This window comes from Streptomyces sp. NPDC002463 (assembly GCF_042889835.1).
Lineage (GTDB): Bacteria > Actinomycetota > Actinomycetes > Streptomycetales > Streptomycetaceae > Streptomyces > Streptomyces nymphaeiformis.
The window spans coordinates 109,924-132,867 of the sequence record NZ_JBIARL010000013.1 but is presented as its reverse complement, the minus strand read 5'-3'; the positions used below and the strand labels follow the sequence as shown (position 1 = coordinate 132,867).

General features: G+C 73.9%; 19 protein-coding genes. 3 read left to right on the top strand and 16 right to left on the bottom strand.

Annotated features, from left to right (window positions below; translation table 11 throughout):
* Window positions 1-6: 6 nt before the first annotated feature.
* From ACFYX3_RS25890 to ACFYX3_RS25845, 10 genes are all read right to left on the bottom strand, one after another.
* Window positions 7-2,412, bottom strand: a complete 2,406-nt coding sequence (locus ACFYX3_RS25890; protein WP_389017776.1) for a VWA domain-containing protein — start codon at window positions 2,410-2,412, stop codon at window positions 7-9.
* Window positions 2,409-2,921 carry a Pycsar system effector family protein gene (locus tag ACFYX3_RS25885; protein WP_389017773.1) on the bottom strand — a complete coding sequence of 171 codons (513 nt, stop codon included), beginning with the start codon at window positions 2,919-2,921 and terminating at the stop codon, window positions 2,409-2,411. The genes ACFYX3_RS25890 and ACFYX3_RS25885 overlap by 4 nt, the downstream gene beginning before the upstream one ends.
* The gene (locus ACFYX3_RS25880) at window positions 2,918-4,555 is read right to left on the bottom strand and encodes a hypothetical protein (RefSeq protein ID WP_389017770.1); all 1,638 of its coding nucleotides are present in this window, start codon (window positions 4,553-4,555) and stop codon (window positions 2,918-2,920) included. The genes ACFYX3_RS25885 and ACFYX3_RS25880 overlap by 4 nt, the downstream gene beginning before the upstream one ends.
* Window positions 4,552-6,957: a hypothetical protein gene (locus ACFYX3_RS25875; protein WP_389017767.1), complete on the bottom strand. Its 2,406-nt coding sequence runs from the start codon at window positions 6,955-6,957 to the stop codon at window positions 4,552-4,554. The genes ACFYX3_RS25880 and ACFYX3_RS25875 overlap by 4 nt, the downstream gene beginning before the upstream one ends.
* Window positions 6,954-7,766: a hypothetical protein gene (locus ACFYX3_RS25870; RefSeq protein ID WP_389017764.1), complete on the bottom strand. Its 813-nt coding sequence runs from the start codon at window positions 7,764-7,766 to the stop codon at window positions 6,954-6,956. Before ACFYX3_RS25870 ends, ACFYX3_RS25875 begins: the two co-directional genes overlap by 4 nt.
* A gap of 79 nt (window positions 7,767-7,845) precedes the next feature.
* A complete protein-coding gene (locus ACFYX3_RS25865) occupies window positions 7,846-8,571 on the bottom strand; it encodes a Crp/Fnr family transcriptional regulator (RefSeq protein ID WP_376594135.1) in 726 nt (241 codons plus the stop codon).
* A 380-nt stretch (window positions 8,572-8,951) separates the two neighbouring features.
* Window positions 8,952-11,480, bottom strand: a complete 2,529-nt coding sequence (locus ACFYX3_RS25860) for a polynucleotide kinase-phosphatase (protein ID WP_389017760.1) — start codon at window positions 11,478-11,480, stop codon at window positions 8,952-8,954.
* Complete coding sequence (locus ACFYX3_RS25855) at window positions 11,477-12,985, bottom strand: 3' terminal RNA ribose 2'-O-methyltransferase Hen1 (protein ID WP_389017757.1); 1,509 nt, start codon at window positions 12,983-12,985, stop codon at window positions 11,477-11,479. Before ACFYX3_RS25855 ends, ACFYX3_RS25860 begins: the two co-directional genes overlap by 4 nt.
* A gap of 72 nt (window positions 12,986-13,057) precedes the next feature.
* On the bottom strand, window positions 13,058-14,050 hold the full coding sequence (gene mmuM / locus ACFYX3_RS25850; protein ID WP_389017754.1) for a homocysteine S-methyltransferase: 993 nt from the start codon (window positions 14,048-14,050) through the stop codon (window positions 13,058-13,060).
* 13 nt (window positions 14,051-14,063) lie between these two features.
* Window positions 14,064-14,987: an LLM class F420-dependent oxidoreductase gene (locus ACFYX3_RS25845; protein ID WP_389017751.1), complete on the bottom strand. Its 924-nt coding sequence runs from the start codon at window positions 14,985-14,987 to the stop codon at window positions 14,064-14,066.
* A 244-nt stretch (window positions 14,988-15,231) separates the two neighbouring features.
* On the opposite strand from ACFYX3_RS25845, the gene ACFYX3_RS25840 reads away from it, so the two are divergent.
* A complete protein-coding gene (locus ACFYX3_RS25840) occupies window positions 15,232-15,441 on the top strand; it encodes a hypothetical protein (protein ID WP_389017748.1) in 210 nt (69 codons plus the stop codon).
* Between the two features lie 32 nt (window positions 15,442-15,473).
* Here ACFYX3_RS25840 and ACFYX3_RS25835 read toward each other — a convergent pair whose 3' ends face one another.
* The 6 genes from ACFYX3_RS25835 to ACFYX3_RS25810 all read right to left on the bottom strand — a co-directional run bounded on the left by ACFYX3_RS25835 (window position 15,474) and on the right by ACFYX3_RS25810 (window position 20,422).
* Window positions 15,474-15,965: a DUF6099 family protein gene (locus ACFYX3_RS25835; protein ID WP_116158350.1), complete on the bottom strand. Its 492-nt coding sequence runs from the start codon at window positions 15,963-15,965 to the stop codon at window positions 15,474-15,476.
* Between the two features lie 126 nt (window positions 15,966-16,091).
* Window positions 16,092-16,487, bottom strand: a complete 396-nt coding sequence (locus ACFYX3_RS25830) for a nucleotide pyrophosphohydrolase (RefSeq protein WP_382659350.1) — start codon at window positions 16,485-16,487, stop codon at window positions 16,092-16,094.
* Window positions 16,484-17,578, bottom strand: a complete 1,095-nt coding sequence (locus ACFYX3_RS25825; RefSeq protein WP_389018095.1) for an ATP-binding protein — start codon at window positions 17,576-17,578, stop codon at window positions 16,484-16,486. The genes ACFYX3_RS25830 and ACFYX3_RS25825 overlap by 4 nt, the downstream gene beginning before the upstream one ends.
* Window positions 17,579-18,083: 505 nt before the next feature.
* A complete protein-coding gene (locus tag ACFYX3_RS25820; RefSeq protein WP_382659352.1) occupies window positions 18,084-18,515 on the bottom strand; it encodes a cell division protein SepF in 432 nt (143 codons plus the stop codon).
* Window positions 18,516-18,599: 84 nt separating this feature from the next.
* Entirely contained in the window at window positions 18,600-19,196 is a 597-nt protein-coding gene (locus ACFYX3_RS25815; RefSeq protein WP_389017743.1) for a PaaI family thioesterase, read from the bottom strand.
* Window positions 19,196-20,422, bottom strand: coding sequence for a PLP-dependent aminotransferase family protein (locus ACFYX3_RS25810; protein WP_359513202.1), 1,227 nt, complete (start codon window positions 20,420-20,422; stop codon window positions 19,196-19,198). The genes ACFYX3_RS25815 and ACFYX3_RS25810 overlap by 1 nt, the downstream gene beginning before the upstream one ends.
* 466 nt (window positions 20,423-20,888) lie before the next feature.
* On the opposite strand from ACFYX3_RS25810, the gene ACFYX3_RS25805 reads away from it, so the two are divergent.
* Together ACFYX3_RS25805 and ACFYX3_RS25800 are read left to right on the top strand one after the other, a co-directional pair.
* Entirely contained in the window at window positions 20,889-21,608 is a 720-nt protein-coding gene (locus ACFYX3_RS25805) for a Phenylacetic acid catabolic protein (protein WP_376592012.1), read from the top strand.
* Between the two features lie 191 nt (window positions 21,609-21,799).
* Window positions 21,800-22,915 (top strand): radical SAM protein, encoded by a 1,116-nt coding sequence (locus ACFYX3_RS25800; RefSeq protein WP_352024222.1) that lies wholly within the window; start codon window positions 21,800-21,802, stop codon window positions 22,913-22,915.
* Window positions 22,916-22,944 lie beyond the last annotated feature (29 nt).

Genomic DNA, 22,944 nt, shown 5'->3' with positions numbered 1-22,944 from the left:
GCCCGTTCAGAAGTTGACGTCGTAGGTGTCGGACCCGCCGGTGGCCCCCGTCGTCCCCGTCGACCCGGTCGTGCCCGTCGTCCCGGGGGAGGACCCCGTACCGGAGCCCGTACGCCGGGAGAGACGGGAGAGACGTGAGGTACGGGAGGTGCGCGGGTCGCGGGAGGGCCGGGCGCCGCGGGCCCCCGGGGAGGGCGCGCGCCCGCCCCGTACGACGAGTTCGTGTTCGCCCAGACCGATCGGCTCGCCGGCCCTGACCGGCACCTGGCGGCCGCCCCGGGGGCGCAGCAGCAGCTCACCGGAGCTGGTGCGGCGCAGCACGTGGGCGGTGGAGGCGGCGGTGCCGCGGACACTGCGGAGCGTGGGCGGCCCCCCGTACGGCTCGTCGACGGTGAAGGCGAAGGTGCCGCCCTCGCTCTGCCCCCTGCGGATGGTCAGCGAGTACAGGGAGCGGCCGTCGTCGCGCAGTTCGAGGGTGGTCCCGGTGAGGTCGCGACGGCGGATCCCGGCGAGGATCCGGATCCCGACGAGGGTGGCGAGGACCAGGAGGGCGACGGCTCCGCCGGTGACGGCCTTCCACCAGCGGTCCCACCAGGTGGGCGGCGCCACCACGAGGACGTCGAGGAAGGCGGTGTCGAGGACGGTGTCGCCGTCGCCGGTGTCCACGACCGCGACCTGCCCGCCCAGTTCGCCCGGGGCCGTACCGTCGGCGACGGTCACCGTGAAGGGGATGCGGGTGCTCTTGCCCGCGGCCGCCGTGACGGATGCCGGGGCGACGGTCAGCTCGGCGCCGGGCGCCTGGTCCTGGAGGGCGAGCCGCAGGGTGTGCGGGGTGGAGTCGTTGTTGGTGACGTCGAGGGTGCCGCGGACGGTGTCGCCCGGGTGCACGGTGGCGCGGTCGACGACGAGCCCCGCGGTCAGCACCGGCACGTCCGCGCCGCGCCGGGCGTGCACCGGGCGCCGGTCGGAGGTGATGCCGGGCGCCGCCATGCGCGTGACGAGCTCCAGGTCGCCGGTGGCACCGGCGGGCAGGGTGAACGTGCCGGTGAAGCGGACGTCCCCGGCCTTGGCGTCGGGCGCCCGCCCGTCGTCGGCGAGCCGGAAGGTGAAGGGCCGGAAGCCCGCGCCGGCGACCTCGGCGGAGGCCGTGAGACCGGCCAGCTGCTGCGGATCGGTGATGACGACCCCGCGCCGGGTCTGCATCCGTACCTGCACGGTGACCTTCTCGCCCGCGCGCGGGGACGCCGGGTCGAGGGTGACGTCGGAGCGGAGGCGGCCCTGCCAGATGGCGCGGACGGCGACCTCCCGGTCGCGGTGGCCCTCCGGCGCCTCGATGTGCACGCGCCAGCGGCCGGGCAGCGGGTCCTTCACGCGCAGCGCCTCGACCGGCCCGTCCTGGCCGCTCACCTCGAAGGTCGAGCCGTCGAACTCGCCCCGCACGGGCACCTTGCGGCCCGCCGGGTCGTAGTAGGTGACCCGCACCTTCGGGTCGTGCTTGGCGACGGTGAGGGAGCCGTCGGTGGCGATGGGCGGGATGGTCACCGTCAGGTCGGCCGGCGGCTTCCCGACGGTGCCCTGCGCGATCCGGGCGCAGCGGGCGGCGGCGAAGGTCTCCTGGAGCGCCTTGTCGATCTCGGCGGAGGTGCCGACGACCCGCATGCGGGGGACGGAGCCGGGGATGTCGGAGCAGGCGCCCCGGTAGCCGCCCTCGGCCATCGCGGTGAGCGCGGAGCGGTCGATCTCGCTGCCGAAGCCGAGCGGCCAGATCTGGACGCCGGCCGCCCGGGCGCGGGCGAGTTCCTCGGTGAGCCGCCGCGCCCCGTTGGACTGGCGGGTGTCCCGGTCGGTGCCGTACTCGGGGCTGTCGGCGACGTCCAGCTTGCCGTCGGTGAGCAGGAAGACGACCTTGGGCACGGCCGGGGTCTTCGCCCCGCCGGCCTCGGTGAGGCGGGTGACGGCCTGCCGGACGGCGGCCGGGAAGTCGGTGCCGGGGCCCATGCGGGCGGCGTCGCGGCGGCCGAGCTGCTGGACGCACGCGCTGAGCCGCTCGCGGCCGGCCGCGTCGGCGACGGTCAGCGGGCAGACCTCGCGCACGGGCGACTGGCCGGCCTTCTCGGAGCTGCCGAAGCCGATGATCGTGGCCCTGGAGCGCTCCGATATCTCGCCCTGGCTGAGCAGCGCGGCCGCCTCCGTCTCGCGCGCGAGGTCCTTCTCGGCCAGGCTCGCCGACTGGTCGACGACGACGGCGAAGTCGAGCGGATCGGGGCCTTCGGCGGGATCGGCGGCCGTACGCGTCACGCCCGCGGCACCGGTGGCGGCCGCGGGTGCGGCGAGCGGGCCGGGGAGCGCCAGGAGCACCCCGGCGAGGAGCAGGGCGCTCCCCTTGTTGGTCCAGTGCATCTTCTCTCTCACCACAGTTCGCTGAAGAGGGCCAGGAGGGCGCCGAGCGCGAGCGCGGACACGCCCAGGCGCAGCCACCGGTACTTCGCCGCGAGCACGAGCCCGTGCACGCCGGCCTGTTCGAGGAGCCAGTCGGTGGCGTCCGCGCCGGACGCGCCGAGCTGTTCCCGCAGCGCGGCCGCGGACGGACCGGCCGTCAGCTCGCGCAGGAACGTGCGGTCCGCGCCGATCCGGGTGCGCGGCAGCACCACCGAGACGAGCATCAGGACCCCGGCCGTCCACAGCGCGCCCGCCGCGAGGAGGAACGCGAGCCCCGTGCCGGTGGTGGGCAGCGGGGCGCGGTCGCCGGAGAACACGACCGCGAGGAAGGCGAGGGCGCCGGAGAGCAGGATCGCGGCCTTGGTGTCGGCCCGGCCGATGTCCTCGCGGACGGTGGAGAGGAGCCGCTCGGCCATGTACCGCATCTCCGCGGGCGGTACGGGCACGGGTACCGGCACGGGGGCCTGGTCCGGCGTGCTCATTCGTCGTCCCAGTCGTCGAAGTCGGAGCTGGGCCGGGCGGGCCGGGAGGTCCGGCGCGGCCGGTCGCGGCGCTCGTGGTCGTACGGGTCGTCGCGGTCGTACCGGTCGTTCCGCTCGTACGCGTCGGGCTCGTAGCGGTCGCGGCCGTCGTCGAAGCCCTCGTCCCGGCGGCCCCGCGACCGCCCCCGCTCCCCGTCCCTCTCGCGCTCCCGTTCGCGTCCCCTCTCCCGTTCGGAGCGCGACTCGACGCGGGTCGGCTCGTAGACCCGGGGGTCGCGCGGGGCCGGGCCGTGCTCCTCGTCGTCGCGCCCGCGCCGGGCGTCCCGGGGGTCGTCGTCCCAGTCCGGGGCGCTCGGCTCCGGGGAGGCCTCCTCCAGGGCGCGCCGACCCCGCGAGGGACCGCCCGGGCGGTCTCCCGAAGGGTCTCCGGAGGGGTTGAGGACCCGGTCGGTGATGCCGCCGAGGACGGTGCCGGTCTGGGACCTCAGGTACATGAGGACCTGGTACATCTGCTCGCCGATGTCGTGCCGTTCCAGGACACCGGTGTCCAGGAGCCGGTTGAAGACCCGCAGGTAGTCGTCCTGGCCCTCGCGCCGCTCCCGCTGGAGCTGGGTGCGGATCTCCCACTGCTTGTCGGGGTTCATCGCCATGTGGTGGGCGATCTGCGCCAGGTCGCCGCGCCGGAAGAGGGCCTCCATCTCGCGGGCGCGCTCGGCGACGAGCGCGCGGTCGGCCGCCTCCCTGCGCCGCTCGGCCTCGGCGACCCGCTCGTCGGCCTCCATGGTGACGCCGACCCGGTCGCGCCGGGAGACCTCGGCCTTGACGGAGTCGTCGAGGTCGATGAAGACGAGGACCCGGGTCCGCAGCCCGATGTCACGGCCGAAGCTGAGGCGCCCGGCGGCGAGTTCCTCGCGCACGGCCTCGTCGGCGCGCTGCGCCTCGGTGATCCGGAAGCGCCGGGAGAGCCTGCGCAGCCCGTCGAGCAGTTCGTCGTGGAGCAGCTCGGCGACGTCCTCGACCTGCTCCTGGACGACGAGGTGCGGGTCGGTCACCACCCACTGGACCTTGGCGACGGCCTCGAAGAAGACGCCGTCGCCGGCGGCCGGCAGCTGGAGCCGGAACTCGGTGACGTTGCGGCCGAGCCGCACCTCGAAGACGGTGTACGGGGAGCCGAACATGGGCTTGTTGACGTCCTCGACGCGGTCCGGCCAGACCACCCGGTGGCCGCCGTTGCGGTAGAGCAGCACGGCCGCGACCCGGCCGCTCCGGCGGCGGTACGGGGGTGCGTACTCGCCGACGAGGGGGCCGCGCGGCCGCCCGGAGGCCGCGGACCGGCCGTCGGCCGCCGGGCGCCGCCCCGGGTCCCGGGGCTGCTCCTCCTCGTCCCGCGCGCGGTCGAGGTCGAGGTCCGGGTCCTCGTCCCCGTCGCGGCCACCGGAGTGCTGCCCGCCGTTCTGGCCTTCGTACGGCCGGAGGTCGCGCTGCTCTTCGTACCGCTGCCGGCCCTGTCCCTCGTACCGTTGCCGCTCCCGGCCGTCGCGTGCCTCGTACCGCTGCCGGTCGTCGTGGTCCCGGTCGTCCCAGCGGGCCCGCTCGTCCGGCCGCGCGTTCCTGTTCTGCTCGGGCCCGGTCATCGGTTCGCTCCTTCCGTCACGGCGTCCCACATCCGGCGCGCCGCGCTCCTGTCCAGGGGCCGGTCACGGTCCCGGACGAGTTCGTTCAGCAGTCCCCTGAGCCGGTCACGGTCGCGACGGTCCACCGCGAGGCGGGGCAGGAAGGCGCAGACGCGCCCGAGCGCCTCGGGGTCCTTCGCGGCGCGCCGGAGCAGGCCGCCGAGGGCTTCGAGGGCGGCCCCTCCGGAGCGGGCCGTGGCGAGGGTGTGCCGCAGCAGCCAGGCGAGTTCCGGCGCGAGCTCGGGCCTGGTCGCGAGCAGTGCGACGAGGAGCGGGCGGGCCGCGTGCTCGTCGAGTCCGGGCACGTCGCGCAGCGCCCACAGGTGGGTGGTCCGGGTGCTCAGCGCGCGGATGACGGTGAGGTGGACCAGGTTGGCGAGGTTGAGCCGGCCGTCCTCCAGCCACTGGCGGAGCCGCCGGAGGACGGGCTCCGGCTCTCCGGAGGCGAGCAGCCGGGCCGTGCTGAAGGAGGCCGGCACGAGCACGTCGCCGTCGGCGGGCTCGCACGTCCTGACCACCCGGGCGAGCGCGTCGAGGGAGCCGGACACGTCCCCGGCGGCCAGGACGAAACCGTGGGCGAGGAGGGCGGTCGCGACGAGCGTGGAGTCCTCGGCGACCGCCCAGTCCTTCAGTACGGAGGCGACGGCCGGCCTGATCCGGGGGTCGCGCGCGGACTCGGCGAGCGCGGTCGCGGCCGCGAGGCGGGTGACGGGGACGTCCGTCACGGCGAGGGGGACGATCAGCTCGCGGAAGCCGTGGATCCAGTCCCAGGAGCAGAGCACGCCCGCCGCGACGGAGGCCCGCACCCACACCTCGGCGCGCGGGTCGTCGCAGAGGGCGCGCAGCCAGCGCGCCACCGGCCCGCGGACGTTGTGGTAGCCGTGCCAGATCTCCCCGAGGACGGCGGCGGCGAGGGCCTCGCCCCGGAAGCGCACGGCCCGTACCGGCACCTTCGCCGGGCCGAGGTCCAGCTCGCCGTCCTCCAGGACGGCCCGCGCCCGCGTCGGCCGGTGCTCGGCGTGCGCCCCGAACAGGCGCCGTCCGGGAGCCTGTCCGGGGTCGAGGGTGACGGCGAGTTCCCAGGCGAGGAGCTCGGCGGCCTCGGCGGCGAGGCTGTAGGCGGAACCGTCGAACACGGCGACGGCGATCCGGAACGCCCCGGCGTTCAGGGCGGGGAGCGCCTCGGGGAGCACACCGGGACGGTCGGCGCCCGCGAACCACTCGCGGGCCTGTGTCGTCACGAACCCGGCGCACTCGGACAGGAGTTGATCATCCGTCATCTCCCCGCGCCAGTGCCGGGCGAGGTGTTCGGCGAGCCGGGCGGCCTCGCGGGGCCGCAGCTCCTCCAGGCCGAGCGCCCGGACGACGTCGGGGCGCGCGGCGAGCGCCCGCGCGGCACCGAGGGCCTCGGCCGGCTCGCCCCGCAGCCGTTCCCGCAGATGCCTCCGGAGGACCTCGTCGGCGGGCGGCGGCGCGCAGTACATCCCGTACCGTCCGCGCAGCAGCCGGTCGGCCGGCTCCCCGCTCTCGACGAGGACGATGCCGTACGCGTCACGGCTGCGCAGCAGTTCCCCGAAGCGGTCCAGGTGCAGTTCGGAGAGGCGGGCGGCGGGGCGGCGGGCGGTGGCGGCGCCCTCGCGCGGTGCTTCGCCCTCGGTCCGGCTGTCCTCCGTGAGGAGCTCCATGAGGTGACCGCCGCCCTCCCGGAGGGCCTCGCCGGTGATCTCGTCGACGCCGTGGCGGGGGTCGAGGCGGAAGACCTTGCCGCCGGTGACCTCGTCGAGGAGGGCGAGCGCGGTCGCCTTGCGGCCGCTGCCGGGCTCTCCGCACAGCACGAGGACCCGGTTCTCGCGGAGCCGCTCCTTCATCCGCTGGTAGCCGGTGATCTCGCAGTACACCTGGGCGAGGTGGGCGAGCGTCTCGGGCGGTACGGGTCCCCGGACGAAGCGCGAGGCGTCGCCGAAGCCGTACACGGAGAAGAACTGGTTGCCCTCGAAGAACGTCCCGTCGCCCTGGACGCTGGTGTGGCGGTCGCCGGCCGTGCTCGCCCAGGTGCGGAGGGCGCGGCGGGCGGTGGCGGCGCCGCCGGTGTCGCCGCCGGCGAGGGGACCGCGGTCGGCGACCGCGAAGACGTCCGGCTCGCGCGGGGGCTCGCCGGTGCCGTCACCTCGGTCGCCGTCGCGGTCACCACGACCCCGGTCCCCGCGATCGACGCGGTCCTTGCCCCGGTCGCCGCCGCGGTCGTGCGGGTCCGCCCGTTCGCCCCGGCCGCCGCCGTCCCCCCGGCCGTCCCGATGGTCCCGGTCGTGGCCGGAGTCCGGGGTGTCGCTCCCCGTCGCCGCCTCGTCGTCCTGGTCGCTCACTCCGGTTCACCCGCCCCCGCGGCCGCGGCCGTGCCCGCGCCCGTGCTCTTGCGGATGCCGGTGAAGTCGCCGTGGAAGGTGTTGCCGTGGACGTCGAGGAGGTCCCCCCCGACGTGGTACGTACGGTCCCCGCCCCCGGTCCGGGGCGTCGGGCCGTCCCCCCGCGACGGCCCGACGCCGGTCCGTGCACCCCCCTCGCCGCCGGGCAGCGGCGGGGCGGTCCTGCGCGGTACGTGGAACCACGCGGTCTCGTCGGTCTCCTTGGACCGGATGCGGGCCGGCCGGTAGTGGGCAGGCTCGACGTACCGCCCGCCCTCGGCGACCACGTTCCCGTACAGCCAGTCGGAGACGACGACGAGGAGGTCGACCTCGGGGCTCTCCGCCATGACCTGCTTGGCGGGCGCGCTGTCGCAGAGCCGGGCGGCGAGGTCCACCGCCCGCCCGACGAGCCCGTGCGCGTCCTGGGCGACGAGCCCCGCGTTCATCCCGATCCGCAGGCGGAGGCGGCTGCTCCGGCCCGTGTTGTGGGCGCGGAGGCTCTCGTACAGGGTGTCGATCCAGCGTCCGACCATGAGCGTCGGCGGCACGTCGGGGCGCAGGGCGGCGAGGATGCCGTCCCCCCGGTCCTCCTGGTGGAAGGTGCCGGGTTCGACGCCGACGGAGCCGTACGCCTCGTCGAAGGCGGCGTACATGGCGGCCCGGTGCAGTTCCTTCCCGGCGATGTCCAGGGTCCCGGAACCGCAGATGTCGCCGAAGACGACGAACCGGTGGATCCCGCCCGCTACCCCGTTCACTTCCGCACTGCTCACTCTCGGACTCCCTGTGTGTGGTGCCGTGATGGTGCGCGTGTCCAGACTGGCCGCGTGCCGCGACCGGCGATGTAGCCGTTTACACACCCGGCGGAGATGCGGCCGCCGGGTTTCCGCCGGGGCGTGCGCGCCCCTGCGCGAGGAGCACCAGGACCGGCATGTCGAGGACGACGACGGTGCGGTGCGCGGTGCGGACGACATCCTGCTCGCGGAGCAGGCGCAGTGCCTTGGCCACCGCTTCGCGGGTGGCTCCGATGGCCGCCGCCAGATCGTGCTGGGGCAGCGGAAGTTCGAGTACGGTCCCGCCGTCGGCGCGTCGTCCGGCGCGCTCGGCGAGTTCGAGGAGGCGGGCGGCGAGGCGCTGGAGGACGGTCTCGGAGGCGAGCGCGCGGCGTTCGACGTCGGCGCTGCGCAGCCGGGTGGCGAGCTGGCGCATGATCAGCGCGGTCGCGTGCGGGCGGGCGGCGAGGAAGCGGCGGAAGCGGTCGCCGGAGACGGCCACGGCCTCGACGGTGCCGAGGGCGGTGACGGTGGCGCTGCGCGGGCCGCGGTCGACGGCGGCGAGGTCGCCGACGACCTCGCCGGCGCCGCGCAGGGCGAGGATGAGTCTCGACCCGCGCTCGGTGCCGACGGAGACGACGGACCAGCCGGAGAGGAGCGCGAGGACGTAGGCGGTGGTGTCGCGTTCGCGGATCATCACCTCCCCGGGTTCGTAGACGCGCCGGGCGCCCTCGGCGAGCAGCGACCTCCGGTCGGCCGCGGGGAGGGCGTGGAGGAAGGAGCGGTCCTGACCGAAGAGACTCATCGCCGCTCACCCCCGTACCGTCCGCGGGCCCTCCGGGGAAGACCGTCCGCCGGTGGCCGACCGGCGTGTTCGCGTGTGTGTTCCCACCTCATGTGGCGTGCTGCGCCACGTTATTGACGTTGCGTCACGTCATGGGGTGAAGAACGCTAGAGGGTGCGGAAGAAACGCGTCAACGAGCACGGGGGGCGCAGGGGAGCGCCGCCCGCGGCCCCCCTGCGCCCCCCGCGGAACCGCCCGGTGGGTGTTCGCGAAGCCTTGGTGAAGGCTTCGCGAACACCCACCGGAATCCACGCTTCGGCGTGACCGCCACCGGGCCGTGCCCGGCGGGCCGCGCCGCGGGGTCCGCGGCAGCCGGGGGCGGGCCCCCGTCCCGGCTCGGGTCAGAGCCTCGGGTCGACCGGCTCCGACTCCAGGGCGAGGACCGCGAAGACGGCCTCGTGGATGCGCCAGAGGGGTTCACCCGCGGCGAGGCGGTCGAGGGCCTCCAGGCCGAGGGCGTACTCGCGCAGCGCGAGCGACCGCTTGTGGCCGAGGAAGCGCTGCCGCAGCCGCTCCAGGTTCTCCGGACGGGTGTACTCGGGACCGTAGATGATCCGCAGGTACTCCCGGCCGCGCACCTTCACACCCGGCTGCCCCAGGCGACCCTTCGCGTCCCGCACCAGCGCCGCCAGCGGCTTCACGACCATGCCCTCGCCGCCCCCGCCGGTCAGCTCCAGCCACCAGTCGGTGCCCGCGCGGACCGAGGCCTCGTCGCCGGTGTCGACGACGAGCCGGCGGGTGACCTGCAGCAGCCCGGTCGGATCGTGCTCGACGAGCCGGTCGAGCCAGGCCAGCTGCTCGTCGTGCGGCACCGCCGCGAGCGAGCGCCCGCGCACCGCGAGCAGCTGGAACGGCGCGAACCGCACACCCTCCAGACCCTCGGTCGGCCAGCAGTACCTGCGGTACGCCTCGGTGAAGGCCGTCGCGTCCACGGCCCGCTCCCGCTGCCGGGCGAGCAGCCCGCCGACGCCCTCGACCCCGCGCCCCACCGCCCGCTCCAGGGCGTCGATCACCCCTGGCAGGACCGCACCGGAGGCCGCGCCGACCGCCGCGTACTGCGCGCGCAGCAGCCCCGCGGACTTGAGCGACCACGGCATCAGCTCGCCGTCGAGCAGCAGCCAGTCGGTGTCGAGCTCGTCCCACAACCCCGCCGCGCCGATCGCCGTCCGCAGCCGCCCCAGGACCTCCTCGGTGACGGCGACGTCGTCGAAGAAGGGCCGCCCCGTACGCGTGTGCAGCGCCCCCGTCACCCCCGTGACGCCGAAGCGCTCGCGCGCCGCGTCCTCGTCGCGGCAGACCAGGGCCACCGCCCGCGAGCCCATGTGCTTCTCCTCGCACACGACCCGCTCGACGCCGTCCGCCCGGTACTGGGCGAAGGCCTCGGCCGGGTGCTCCAGGTAGCCCTCCTCCTTCGACGTGGCGGTCGGCGCCATCGTCGGCGGCAGGTACATGAGCAGCCGCGGGTCGACCGCGAACCGGCTCATGACCTCCAGGGCCGCCGCGGCGTTCTCCTCGCGCACGGCGACGTTCCCGAGGTGACGGGTCTCCACCGTCCGCCGCCCGTGCACATCGGCCAGGTCCAGGGGCCGCCCCTGGTGCCCGCCGGGCGCCTCGGTGACGAGCGGCCGCGCCGGCTCGTACCAGACCTTCTCGGCCGGTACGTCGACGAGCTCGCGCTCCGGCCAGCGCAGCGCGGTCATCTTCCCGCCGAAGACGGCGCCGGTGTCGAGGCAGAGGGTGTTGTTGATCCACGACGTGGCGGGCACGGGAGTGTGCCCGTACACGACGGTGGCCCGCCCCCGGTACTCCTCCGCCCACGGGTAACGCACCGGCAGCCCGAACTCGTCGGTCTCGCCCGTCGTGTCCCCGTACAGCGCGTGCGAACGCACCCGCCCGGACGTCCGGCCGTGGTACTTCTCCGGCAGACCGGCGTGGCAGACGACGAGGTTCCCGCCGTCGAGGACGTAGTGGGAGACGAGCCCCTCGATGAAGGTCGCCACCTCCGCGCGGAACTCCTCGCTCTCCCGCCCCAACTGCTCGATGGTCTCGGCCAGTCCGTGCGTCTCCTGCACCTTCCGGCCCTTGAGCCACCGGCCGAGCTTGTTCTCGTGGTTGCCGGGGACGCACAGGGCATCGCCCGCGGCGACCATCGCCATGACCCGGCGCAGCACGCCCGGCGAGTCGGGGCCCCGGTCGACGAGGTCGCCGACGAAGACGGCCGTCCGCCCCTCGGGGTGGTGTCCGTCGACGTAACCGAGCTTCGCGAGCAGGGTCTCCAGCTCGGAGCGGCAGCCGTGGATGTCGCCGATGATGTCGAAGGGGCCGGTGAGGTGCCGCAGATCGTTGAAGCGCCGCTCCAGAACGACCTCGGCCTCCTCGACCTCCTCCACCGAACGCAGCACGTGCACCTTGCGGAAGCCCTCGCGCTCCAGACCGCGCAGCGAACGCCGCAGCTCCCGCCGGTGCCGCTGGATGACGTGCGCCGGCATGTCCGCCCGGTCGGGCCGGGCGGCGTTCCGCGTACGGCACACCTCCTCGGGCAGGTCGAGGACGATCGCGATCGGCAGCACGTCGTGCTCCCTGGCCAGCTGGACCAGCTGGCGCCGGGCCTCCTGCTGCACGTTGGTGGCGTCGACGACGGTCAGCCGCCCCGCCGCCAGGCGCTTGCCCGCGATGTAGTGCAGGACGTCGAAGGCGTCCCTGCTCGCGGACTGGTCGTTCTCGTCGTCGGCGACGAGCCCGCGGCAGAAGTCGGAGGAGACGATCTCGGTCGGCTTGAAGTGACGCCGGGCGAAGGTGGACTTGCCGGAACCGGTGGCACCGACGAGCACCACGAGGGAGAGATCGGTGACGGGCAGGGTGCGGGTCATGCCGTGACCTCCTTCAAGGCCTCGTCGGTACGGGTTTCGGTACGGGATCCGGTGCCGCCATCGGTACGGGTACGGGTGAAGACGGCCATCTGCGTCGGCGGGCCGACCTCCGGGTCGTCCGGTCCCACGGGGGCGAACTCGACCCCGTACCCGAACTGCCCTGCGACACCCTCCGCCCAGGCCCGGAACTCCTCGCGGGTCCACTCGAAGCGGTGGTCGCCGTGCCGGACGTGCCGGGCCGGCAGTGACTCCCAGCGCACGTTGTACTCGACGTTCGGCGTGGTCACGACGACCGTACGGGGCCGGGCCGAGCCGAACACCGCGTACTCCAGGGCCGGCAGCCTCGGCAGGTCCAGGTGCTCGATCACCTCGCTGAGCACGGCCGCGTCGTAACCGGCGAGCCGCTTGTCGGTGTACGCGAGGGAACCCTGCGTCAGCTTCACCCGCGCGGCCTGCCGCTCGCCCATCCGGTCGAGGCGCAGCCGGCGCGCGGCGACGCCCAGGGCACGCGCGGACACGTCCACACCAACGATCTCGGTGAAACGCGGGTCCTTGAGCAGGGCCTGCACCAACTGCCCCTGCCCGCAGCCGAGATCGAGCACGCGCGCCGCCCCGGCTCCGGTCAGCGCGGCAAGGATCGCCTGGCGTCGCTGCTCGGCGAGCGGCACCGGACGCTCCTCCGTGTCGGTCGTCTCGTCGACGGCGTTGTCGACGTCCTCGACGTCCAGGCCGTCGGCCTCGGCGAGCCGGACCAGTTCGAGCCGCTCCGTCGCCTCACGGGCCAGGCCCCAGCGGCGCGAGAGGTAGCGGGCGGTGATCAGCTTCCGCTCGGGGTGGGCGGCCAGCCAGCCGTCACCGGCGCGCAGCAGCTTGTCGACCTCGTCGGGCGCGACCCAGTAGTGCTTGGCGTCGTCGAGGACGGGCAGCAGGACGTACAGGTGGTTGAGGGCGTCCGCGAGCCGCAGCTCGCCCTCCAGGACGAGACGCACGTACCGCGAGTCGCCCCACTGGGGGAACTCCGCGTCCAGGGCCACCGGTTCGGCCTCCACCGTGTCCCAGCCGAGCGGCCCGAACAGCGCCCGCACCAGCTCCGCACCGCCCCGGGCGGGAAGCGCGGGGACCTCGACACGCAGCGGCAGCGGCGCTGCGGCCCGCTCGGGCATCGCCTTGCACTCGCCGTGCAGCGCGGTCTTGAAGACCTTGGCGAGCGCGACGGCGAGCAGCGAGGACGCCGCGTAGGGCCGGTCGTTGACGTACTGCGCGAGCGCCGAGTCCGGGGCGCCGCCCCGGCCCTTGCCCTTGCCGCGGCGCACCAGCGCCACGGGGTCCACCTCCAGGAGGAGTGCCGCCGTGCACCGCTCGGCACTCGCCTCGGGATAGAGGACGTGCGCCGTGCCGTGCGAAGTCGAGAACGCCTGCGCCCGCTCGGGATGCTTGTGCAGCAGAAATCCGAGATCGGTCGCGGGCCGCTCCGGGTTGCCGTAGGTACTGATCGTCAGGAACACACCTTCGAGTATGGTTCGCCCCTCCCCTCCCCACCAGGCATTTTCCGCGCGGCCGGGCCTCGGGGCGCGCCCTCAGCCGGTGTCCGCGCCCTCCCCCGCCAGGGTGTCGGCGAGCGCGGCGATCGTCGTCGGTCCGACGCGGCAGCAGCCGCCGACGAGCCGGGCTCCCGCCCCGGTCCAGGCGACGGCCCGGGCCGGGTCGAAGGCCATGTCCCCGCGCCAGTCCCGCGCCCCGGCGTCCCAGCGCTCTCCGCTGTTGGGGTAGACGACGGCCGGCTTCCCGGTCACGGCCACGGCGAGCTCCACGGCGTCCCCCGCCTCGGCCGGGTCGCAGCAGTTCACCCCGACCGCCACCACCTGGTCGTTCCCCGCGGCGACCGCGAAGGCCTCCGCCAGGTCCTGCCCGGCCCGCGTCCGCCCGCCCTCGACCGTGTACGAGAGCCACACCGGCACCCCGCACCCCTCGACCGCCCGCAGCAACGCCTCGGCCTCCACCACGTCCGGAACCGTCTCCAGGGCGAGAACGTCCGGCGCCGCCCCGGCGAGCACCTCGATCCGCGGCCGGTGGAACCGCTCAAGGGCAGCCACGGACAGCCCGTACCGTCCCCGGTACTCGCTGCCGTCGGCGAGCATCGCCCCGTACGGCCCGACGGACGCGGCAACCCACACCTCCCCCGGGGCCCCCGCCCCCTCCCCTCCCCCCTTCGCCCCTTCCCCCTTCGCCCCTTCCCCCTTCGCCCCTTCCCCCGTCGCCCCTTCCCCTGCCCTCCGGGCCAGCTCCACGCTGCGGACGAGCAGCCGCGCCGCTTCCGCCCGGCCCGTGCCGCGCCGGGCGAAGCCCTCGAACGTCGCCTGGTAGCTGGAGGTGATCAGCACCCGCGCACCGGCCCGTACGTACGCCCTGTGGGCCGCCTCGATCTGCTCGGGCCCGTCGGCGAGGAGCCGCGCGGACCAGAGCGCGTCCGAGAGGTCGCAGCCCTGCGCCTCCAGCTGGTTGGACAGCCCGCCGTCGAGGACGAGCACCCCCGCCCCGAGGGCTTCGGCGAGCGTACGGACCGGTCTCATCGCTGCGCCCCGCTCATCCCAGCTGCGACTGGACCCGGGCGGAGATCAGCTCCAGGTGGTCCAGGTCCTCCAGGTCCAGGACCTGGAGGTAGACCCGGGAGGAGCCGATCGCCGCGTACCGCCCGAGCTTGTCGACGACCTCGGCGGGCGAGCCCGCGAGCCCGTTCGCCTTCAGCTCGTCCACATCCCGGCCGATGGCTGCCGCCCGGCGGGCCACCTCGGCGTCGCTCTTGCCGACGCAGACGACCAGCGCGTTCGAGTACACCAGGTCGCCGGCCGGCCGCCCGGCCGCCTCGGCGGCGGTCCGGACCCGGCCGAACTGCCGATCGCTGTCCTCGACGGACGCGAACGGGATGTTGAACTCGTCCGCGTACCGCGCGGCCAGCCGCGGCGTACGGCTCGCGCCGTGCCCGCCGATCAGCACCGGGATCCTGGACCGGGCCGGCTTCGGAAGCGCGGGCGAGTCGGTGAGCTGGTAGTACTCCCCGTGGTAGCTGAAGGTCTTGCCGACCTCCGTCTCCCACAGGCCGGTGAGGATCGCCAGCTGCTCCTCCAGCCGGCCGAACCTCTCCTTCGGGAAAGGAATTCCGTAGGCCTTGTGTTCCTCCTCGAACCAGCCCGCTCCCAGGCCCAGTTCGACCCGCCCGCCGGACATCCGGTCCACCTGGGCGACCTGGATGGCCAGGACTCCGGGGAGCCGGAAGGTGCCGGCCGTCATCAGCGTGCCGAGCCGGATCCGCTTCGTCTCCCGGGCCAGGCCGGCCAGTGTGATCCAGGCGTCCGTCGGCCCCGGCAGCCCGTCGCCCGACCCCATGCGGAGGTAGTGGTCGGAACGGAAGAAGGCGTCGAATCCGAGCTCCTCGGTGGCCCGGGCCACCGCGAGGAGGGTCTCGTAGTCGGCCCCCTGCTGGGGTTCGGTGAAGATGCGAAGGTCCATACCTCCATCCTGCACCGTCGGGTGTCTGTCAACCTCTCCGTCAGCTCCCCGACCGCACCGGCTCGGGCGGGTGAATATCCGACGCGTGGCGGGGCGCGTCCGCCCTGGCCAGTGACCGGGGCCGGGCACCCGTCGTTGGCTCGGGCGGAGCCGGACCGCCCGGCCCGCGTGCCGGCGGCCACTGCCGGTGCGTCTCCCTCACGGTCCCGCCCTCGGCGGCGGGCCCCGGGCCGAGGAGGCCGCCATGTCCCAGGAAGCCGCACCGGAGCGAGCCGTGCCCGAACAGCCCGTGTCGCAGTTCGTGCCCGAGCAGAAGGGCGCCGAGGCTCCCAAGGGCCTGCTCCAGCAGATGGAGGAGCTGATGGCGGCGCTCTCCGCCGACCTCTCCCAGCTGGACGCCGACCTCCAGTCCACGTCCGACCGCCTTGCCCCCTCTCCGGACCCCGAGTCCTGACCCGAGCCGCACCACGGGGGCCGGGGGCCCCGCTACCACGACGGGTCCCGGCCGCTCGGGCCCGCTCGACCGCGGGCGGGGTCGGGTGGGCGGGCGCGGTCCCCGTCGCGCACGGCGAGGCGTCGCAGCATCCCGCGCACCCGGTCGCTCGACTCGTCGGCGGCGTCGATCGCCTCGATGCACTGCCAGTAGAGCCCCTCCTCGTCGGTGGCACAGGCCACCCCCACCAGCGCGATCCCGACCTCCCCCAGCAGCTCCCCGAGCGCGGTCAACGACCCGCACGGGTCCGCGACTTCGGTCAGCCGGCCCGCGCGCGGGCCGCCGGAGCCCCAGGCCGGGTACTCCCCGATCTCGCTCAGCCCCCGCGCCTCGCCGCGCAGCTCCTGCGGTCCGCAGAGTGCGAGGTGACGCCCTATCGCCTGGGCGAGCGCCTGCGCCTGCCAGGCCTCCGCCACGATGTCCTGTGCCGTCCCGCTCTCCGCCAGCGCCTGCCGGCCCAGCGCGATGAGTCGCTCCGCTTCCATCAACGCCGCCCCCGTTCGTACGACTTACTGCCCACTCAGTCCACTACCCAGAGTGAGGCCGACTGAGCCTCAACACCAGAGGAATTCGGAAATCTGTGGACAGGAAGCCTGACGGGGACAAGTCGATCACTCCGAAGAGTGACGATCTTCGTTCGTATCGGCGTCCGTGAGCCCCTCCTCGCTCCCTCCGCCCCGCCTCCGGGCGGGAAACCGGACCTCGTTCCGGTCGATCTTGGCCGCGAGCGCCGCCAGCGGATCGACGCCGAGCACCTGGCAGAACTGGAGGAGGTAGGCGAGCACGTCCGCCACCTCGTCGGCGACCCGGTGCGCCGACTCCGGGTCGTCCATCACCCGTTCCGCCTGCTCCGGCGTCAACCACTGGAAGATCTCGAGGAGTTCGGCGGCCTCCACGCTGAGGGCCGCCGCCAGGTTCTTGGGTGTGTGGTAGGGCTGCCAGTCGCGGGCCGCCGCGAACTCTGTCAGCCTGCGCTGGAGCCCCGCCACGTCGTTGTCGTCCGTCACCCGCTCAGGTCTACCACCGTCACCCCGGGCGTCCGGCGCGCCTCCCCCGCCGCCCGCTCCCCGACCGTGCCCGCCACCCGGATGTGCCCGTCGGCGGCGATGCCCGTCGCGAGCCGCAGCAGTTCGCCCACCTGGCGTCCGTCGAGCCCCCGGTCGAGGTCGTCGGCGAGCAGCGTCAGGCTCTGCATGGCGTCCGGCACCTCGGCGATCCGGTCCATCTCCAGGACTCCGGGGCCGGTGAGCAGGGTGAGCGCGAGGGCCAGGTAGCGGAGTTCGCCGTCGCCGAGGCGGCCGAGCGGGGTCGCGGGCCGGCCGCCGCGTTCGAGGACGGCGCGTACGGTGCCTTCCGGGAGTTCCTGTACGCCGACTCCGGTGACGGGTCCCACGCAGCCCGCTCCGGCGACGGTGGCGAGGCGGTGGTGGCGGCGCGGGCAGTCCGTGTGGGTGCGGTGCAGGACCTCGGCGAGGTTCCCGCAGCCGCGTCGCAGCCGTCCCTCGCCCGGCGGCACGGGGGTCCGCATCCGCTCGGGCCGGGGGTCGCAGGCGAAGGCGGACCGCAGGCCGATGACGACCTGCTCGGCGGCGGCCAGGACCTCCAGCTGCCCCTGGGTCTTGCCCGCGACGCGCAGCGGCAGCAGGGCCGTGCCCAGCAGGTCGTCGGGGAGCGGGGCGCGGGTGACGGGGGTGGCGCCCGCCGTGTGCCAGGCGGCCTGGACGGTGCTGCGGCCGGGGTCGCGGAGCGCGGTGGCGAGCAGGGTGCGGCCCCGGCCGGTGAGCCGTTCGCCGACGATGCGGAGCCGGGGTTCGGCCTGTACGGCGAGGTCCAGGTGGACGGGGCCCTCGGGTCCGTCGACCGTGCATCCGATCCGGAAGCCGCGCCTGCCCTGGGCGTCGGGTCGGGCACGCTCGGGGACGCAGTCGGCGGCGTCGGGGAACACCTCGTCGAGCGGGTCGCCCGCGCCGAGCCTGGCGAGCGCCTCGTACGCCCGCAGGGTGGTGGACTTGCCACTGCCGCTGGGTCCGGCGAAGAGGGTGACGGGTCCGAGCGGGTGCACGGCGGAACGGTGGCCGGCGAACGCGGACAGCCGCAGTTCGGTGACGGCGGGCCGGGCGGTGAGCGGTCCGCCCCGCCGCCCCGGTCCTCCCCGTCCCTCCGCCTCGACCGGGCCCCGCGCCTCGGGGACGGAGGCGCGGGGTGCGGTCGCGGCGAGCCCGGACCCGCCCGGCCCGGAGGCACGGGGCCCGGAGACCCGAGGTCCGACGAAGCCGGCGGCGGAAGGGGGCGCGACGGAGGAAGACCCCTCCGGGGAAGACCCGGTCGAGGCTTCACCGTCCGAGGAAGCCCCGGCCGAGGAGGGCACGACCGAGGAGGGCACGACCGAGGGAGCGTCGACCGGGGCGAGCCCGGCCGCGGCGCCTTCGGTCGAGACGGGGTGGGCCGAGGGCGACTGAACCCAGGAAGGGTGAACTGAGGAAGGAACGACGTCGGAGGAAGGGGCGTCTGACGTGCGGGCGAGCGTGGGGCCGCCGGTGAGGTCCATGCCCGGACCGTACGCAGATCATTCCCTGACGAACCGTTACGGCGAGATGACCTTCCTACGATCGAGGGACGCCGGCGGTCCTGCCGCCCACGACGTCGTCCTCGTCCTCACCCTCCGCGCCCTCGACCTCCGTACCGGCCGGGGCCAGCAGGAAGACGTTCCGGTCGACGCGGTGCATCCCGCTGCCGAGGCCGAAGACGACGCCGCTGCTGAAGTCGAGGATCCGCTTGGCGACCTCGGTGTCGGCGCTCGTCAGATCGAGGAGCACCGGGATCTGGGCGATGAGGTACTCGGCGACCTCACGGGCGTCGGCGAAGACCTGCACGCGGAGCACGACCATGCGGCGCTGCTCGGCGGTTTCGTACTGCTCGGGGATCGTGCGGTGGTCGACCCTGGACGGCCATTCGTCACGGCCGCGCAGGGGCAGGACCTGGGCGAGGCCCTCCCACTGTTCGTCGGTGACGTCGTACCTCTCGTACCTACTCATGGGTCCATCCTCCCGCTCCTCACCCGTTCGGCCCAACAACGACACGAGGTGATGGCCCGGGGGCGGTCCGCGCGCGGCTCCTGATCAGCCGGTGCCCTGACCTGCGCCGGCGGGCGGGACGGAGTACGTGACGGTGGCGGAGGCCGCCAGATCGCCCGCCTCGTCCCTGAGTTCGGCGAGGACCACGCAGAGGCGGCGGCCGAACTTGGCCATGCGCGCGTGCGTCCGGAGCAGTCCGGGGCGGGGGCGGTTGAGGTAGCTGATCTGGAGCGAGGTGGTGAGCGCCATCGGGGTGGGGCGTCCGAGCCGGGCGTTGACGAGGAGGAACGCGGCGAGGTCGACGAGCCCGGCCTGTTCGGGGCCGGAGATCGTGCCGCCGGGGCGGGTGCGGAGACGGGCGCCGTCCGCCTCCATGAGCAGGTGCGTCCCACTCGCGTCGGTGACCCGGCAGGCCGCGTAGTCGGGGAACTGCCGCTGGACGAGCGCGTTGAGCTCGTCCGGCGACAGCGTGCGGGCGGCGGGCGCGGAAGCGGGCGCCTGCGCCGCGGTGGATACGGAAGCCGGATCCGGGACCTGCACCGCGGCGGGCGCAGAGGCCGGATCCGGGACCTGCACCGCGGCGGGCGCAGAGGCCGGACCCAGGGCCTGCATCTCGCGTATCGGGCTCCCCGTGTCCCTCATCAGGCGAAGCTCTTCGCCAGGCGGCGGAGGCCTTCCCTGATCTCGTCGGCCGAGTGCGTCGTGAACGACAGCCGCATCGCGCCCGGGTCGGGCTCGCCACAGAAGAACGGGGCCCCCGGCACGTACGCCACCTCGTGGCCGACGGCCGTCTTCAGGAGGGCCGTCGCGTCGTGTCCCGCGGGGAGGGTGACCCAGATGAACATGCCGCCCTCCGGCCTGTTCCACCGGCTGCCCTCGGGCAGGGCGCCCGGCAGGCCGTCGAGCATGGCGTCCCTGCGCTCCTGGTAGGCGGCGCGCATCACCGCGACGTGTGCGTCGAGGTCGCTGTCGCGGAGGTAGCGCGCGGCGGCGGCCTGGTCGATGGTCGAGGTGTGCAGGTCGGCGGCCTGCTTGGCGATCACACAGGCGCGGCGGAGCCCGGCGGGGGCGCGCAGGTAGCCGAGGCGCAGGCCGGGGGCCATCACCTTGGAGAAGGAGCCGAGCAGGACGGTGCGGTCGGCCGCCGCGGGGTCGGCGGCGATGGCGGGGACGCGCTCGCCGTCGTAGCGCAGTTCGCCGTACGGGTCGTCCTCGACGATCCAGAAGCCGTGCCGCGCGGCGGCCTCGGCGACGGCGTGGCGGCGCTCGGCGGGGAGGGTCCGGCCCGTGGGGTTCTGGAAGGTGGGGACGATGTAGAGGAGGGTCGCCTTCTCGCGGGCCGCGATCTCCTCCAGGGCCTCCGGGATGATGCCCTGGTCGTCGGTGGGCACGGGGACGACGCGCGCGCCCGCGAAGCCGAAGGTCTGCAGGGCGGCGAGGTAGCAGGGGTCCTCGACGAGGACGACGCTGCCGGGTTCGACGAGGGCGGTGGTGAGGAGCGTGAGGGCCTGCTGCGAGCCGGTGGTGACGAGCAGGTCGTCGGCGTCCGTGGGCAGTTCGCGCGCGGTGAGCCGGGCGGCGATGGCGGTGCGCAGGTCGGGGTCGCCCTCGGTCGTCGAGTACTGGAGGGCGGTCTGCGGGCTCTCCGCGAGGACCCGGTCGTACGCCGCGCGGATGCCGGCGATGTCGAACAGCTCGGGGGCGGGCAGGCCTCCGGCGAACGAGATCACTTCGGGCCGTGCCGTGAGCGCCAGGATCTCCCGTACCGGCGACGAGCCGACGTTGGCCAGCCGTGAGGCGGTGGCCGGCGCGGGCACGGAGGGGGTGGTGGAGGTGGCGTTCGCGGGCGCGGAGGCGGCAGAAAGCATGGCGCCAGCATATAGAGATTCAAGACGGTGTCCAGGTCGTTCGATTCCCTCCCGGCGTGGCCGAGTTGACACTCTTCAGGTCCCTCACGCAGGGCGAATTCCGGGCGTGTCGCCGGCCTGCCGCCCGCTTGCTCCGTACCTGATTCGGCCATGATTCGGCCACTCTGCGGGCCGTGGGAATCCGGCCGCGGGCGGTGAATTCGGAGGATTTCCCTCCTCCCGTCTTTCTCGCTGGTCGACTCGGGAGAGGGCGGGTGTGATGATCTTCTTCCCCGTTGTCCGACGCGCCGCGACCGGTTCTCGATCCGGTTCTCCGCACGTCGTGGACGACTCGGGGAAACCGGCCATTCCGGTCCTCGGTCTCATTGATGGACGGCGGTGCCGTGGATAGCGTTCGACCGCTCCACCACCGCGATGTCAGCGGTCTTTCGGGTCGAAGTCGAACGAGCGAGGCGAGTGGATCACCATGTCATCTTCCGTTCCCGTCGACGAGGCAGTCGTCGTCCGTACTCCCGAGGAATTCCTCGCCATGCCCGAGGACTACCGGGAGATCGCCGTCCGGGGAATGATCGTCAACACAGAGGGCGAACTGTCCGGGGCCGACGACTACATCCAGGTGTTCCTTCCGCTCGCGCCGAACGCCGAGGAGCGGCAGGTGTGCGCCGAGCGTGCCGTCGAGGAGTACGACCACTACAAGATCGGCAAAAGGATCCTGGCCGACGTCGGCGTCGACACCGGATACATGGAGCAGCAGCGGCTGGCCGACCGTGATCTCTTCGCCGGCCACGAGTTCCACACGTGCACCACGTGGGCCGAGCGCGGAATCTTCTCGTACATCGGCGAGGAGACCGCGATGGTGATGATCTCCGAATTCGCGCAGAGCAGCTACAAGCCGTGGGCCGAGGCGGTGCGCACGATCATTCTCGACGAGAAGGTGCACATCGCGCACGGTGCGCGTGTCTGCCGGAATCTCGCCCGCACCGAGGAGGGCCGCGAGGAGCTCCAGCAGGGGCTCGACCGATTGTGGCCGGGATTCAACCGGATCTTCGGGAGCGCGCGTTCGGAGCGGTCGAAGCTCGCGGTCCGCTTCGGCCTCCGGCAGACCACCAACGGGGAGGCGCGCGACATCTGGCGGGCGAAGGTCACCCCGCGCATCGAGGGCCTCGGCCTGAAGGTCCCGGAGTAGACCGAGCAGGCCCGAGCGGCCCGAGCAGACACCGGCGGGCACGAGCGGCCCGAGCAATCCCGAGCAGATCGAGCAGACACCAGCAGGCCCGAAGAGCACGGAGCCGCCCCGAGCAGCCCCGAGACGCCCCAGAGGGCCAGGCAGCGCGCCCGAGACACCGAGCAGCCGTCCGATCGAGGAGTCCGCACCCCATGGCCACCCCCCTGACCATCACCCCGCGCCCGCTCGGCCGCCGCGAGGCGAAGGAGCGCACCGCCGCCCTCCTGGCCGAACGTCCTGATCTCGCCGAGCGTCTGCACCGGCTGCGCCGTCTCGGCCGGGAGGTGCGCTCGTGCGAGGTGCACCTCACCAACACCTGCAACATCCGCTGCAAGGGCTGCTGGTACTTCGAGGGCGGCTTCGACACCGCCGTGCGCGAGCTCTCGGACGTCGACCGGATCCGTGCCTTCGCCCGCCGGCTGCGGGACGAGGGGGTCAACCAGGCCACCCTCATCGGCGGTGAGCCGACCCTGGTGCTGCGCCGGGTGGAGGCCTTCGTCGAGGAGCTGCCGTACATCACGATCTCGACGAACGGCCTGCGTCCGATGCCCGTGCAGGGCTTCGAGCACATCGCCGTCGCCGTCAGCATCTTCGGCGGCGGGCCGCTCGACGACGACCTGCGGGCCATCCGGGTCAACGGCTCCAAGTTCACCGGTCTGTTCGACACGGCGCTGTCGCACTACAAGGACGATCCGCGGGTCCTGTTCATCTTCGCGCTCTCCGAGGCCGGGCTGCCGTACCTCGAACCGACCGTGCGCAGGATCGCCGAGAACGGCAACATCGTCACCTTCAACTTCTACAGCGAGCACGGCTCCGACAACCCGATCCAGATCGAGAACGAGCGCCGCGTCCTCGAGGAGGCCCTGCGGGTCAAGGAGGCCTATCCGGAGGCCGTGGTCAGCCACCCGTACTTCATCCGCAGCCTCATCACCGGCACCTCGCACTGGGGGGCGCGCTTCGGGTACGACGTGTGCCCGAGCCTCAGCGTCGACCACCCCGACCACGAGGAGCGGGTGGCCAACGGGAACCCGGTGATCCCGGGCTTCGCGGCCTGGGGCGCCGACTACGAGTCGCTGCAGTTCTGCTGCACGTCCGGGGACTGCGGCGGCTGCCGCGACAGCCAGGCCGTCTACAGCTGGCTGGTGGTGAGCGCCTCCCGCTTCCTGGACAGCGCCGCGCGCCTGGAGGAGTGGGTGGACATCGCGGAGAGCTACTGGCGGCAGTGGCACTGGTCCCCGTACCACGCCTCGAAGCTCATCACCCCCTGATCGCAGCCCTGGCCCCTCACTTCACGGGA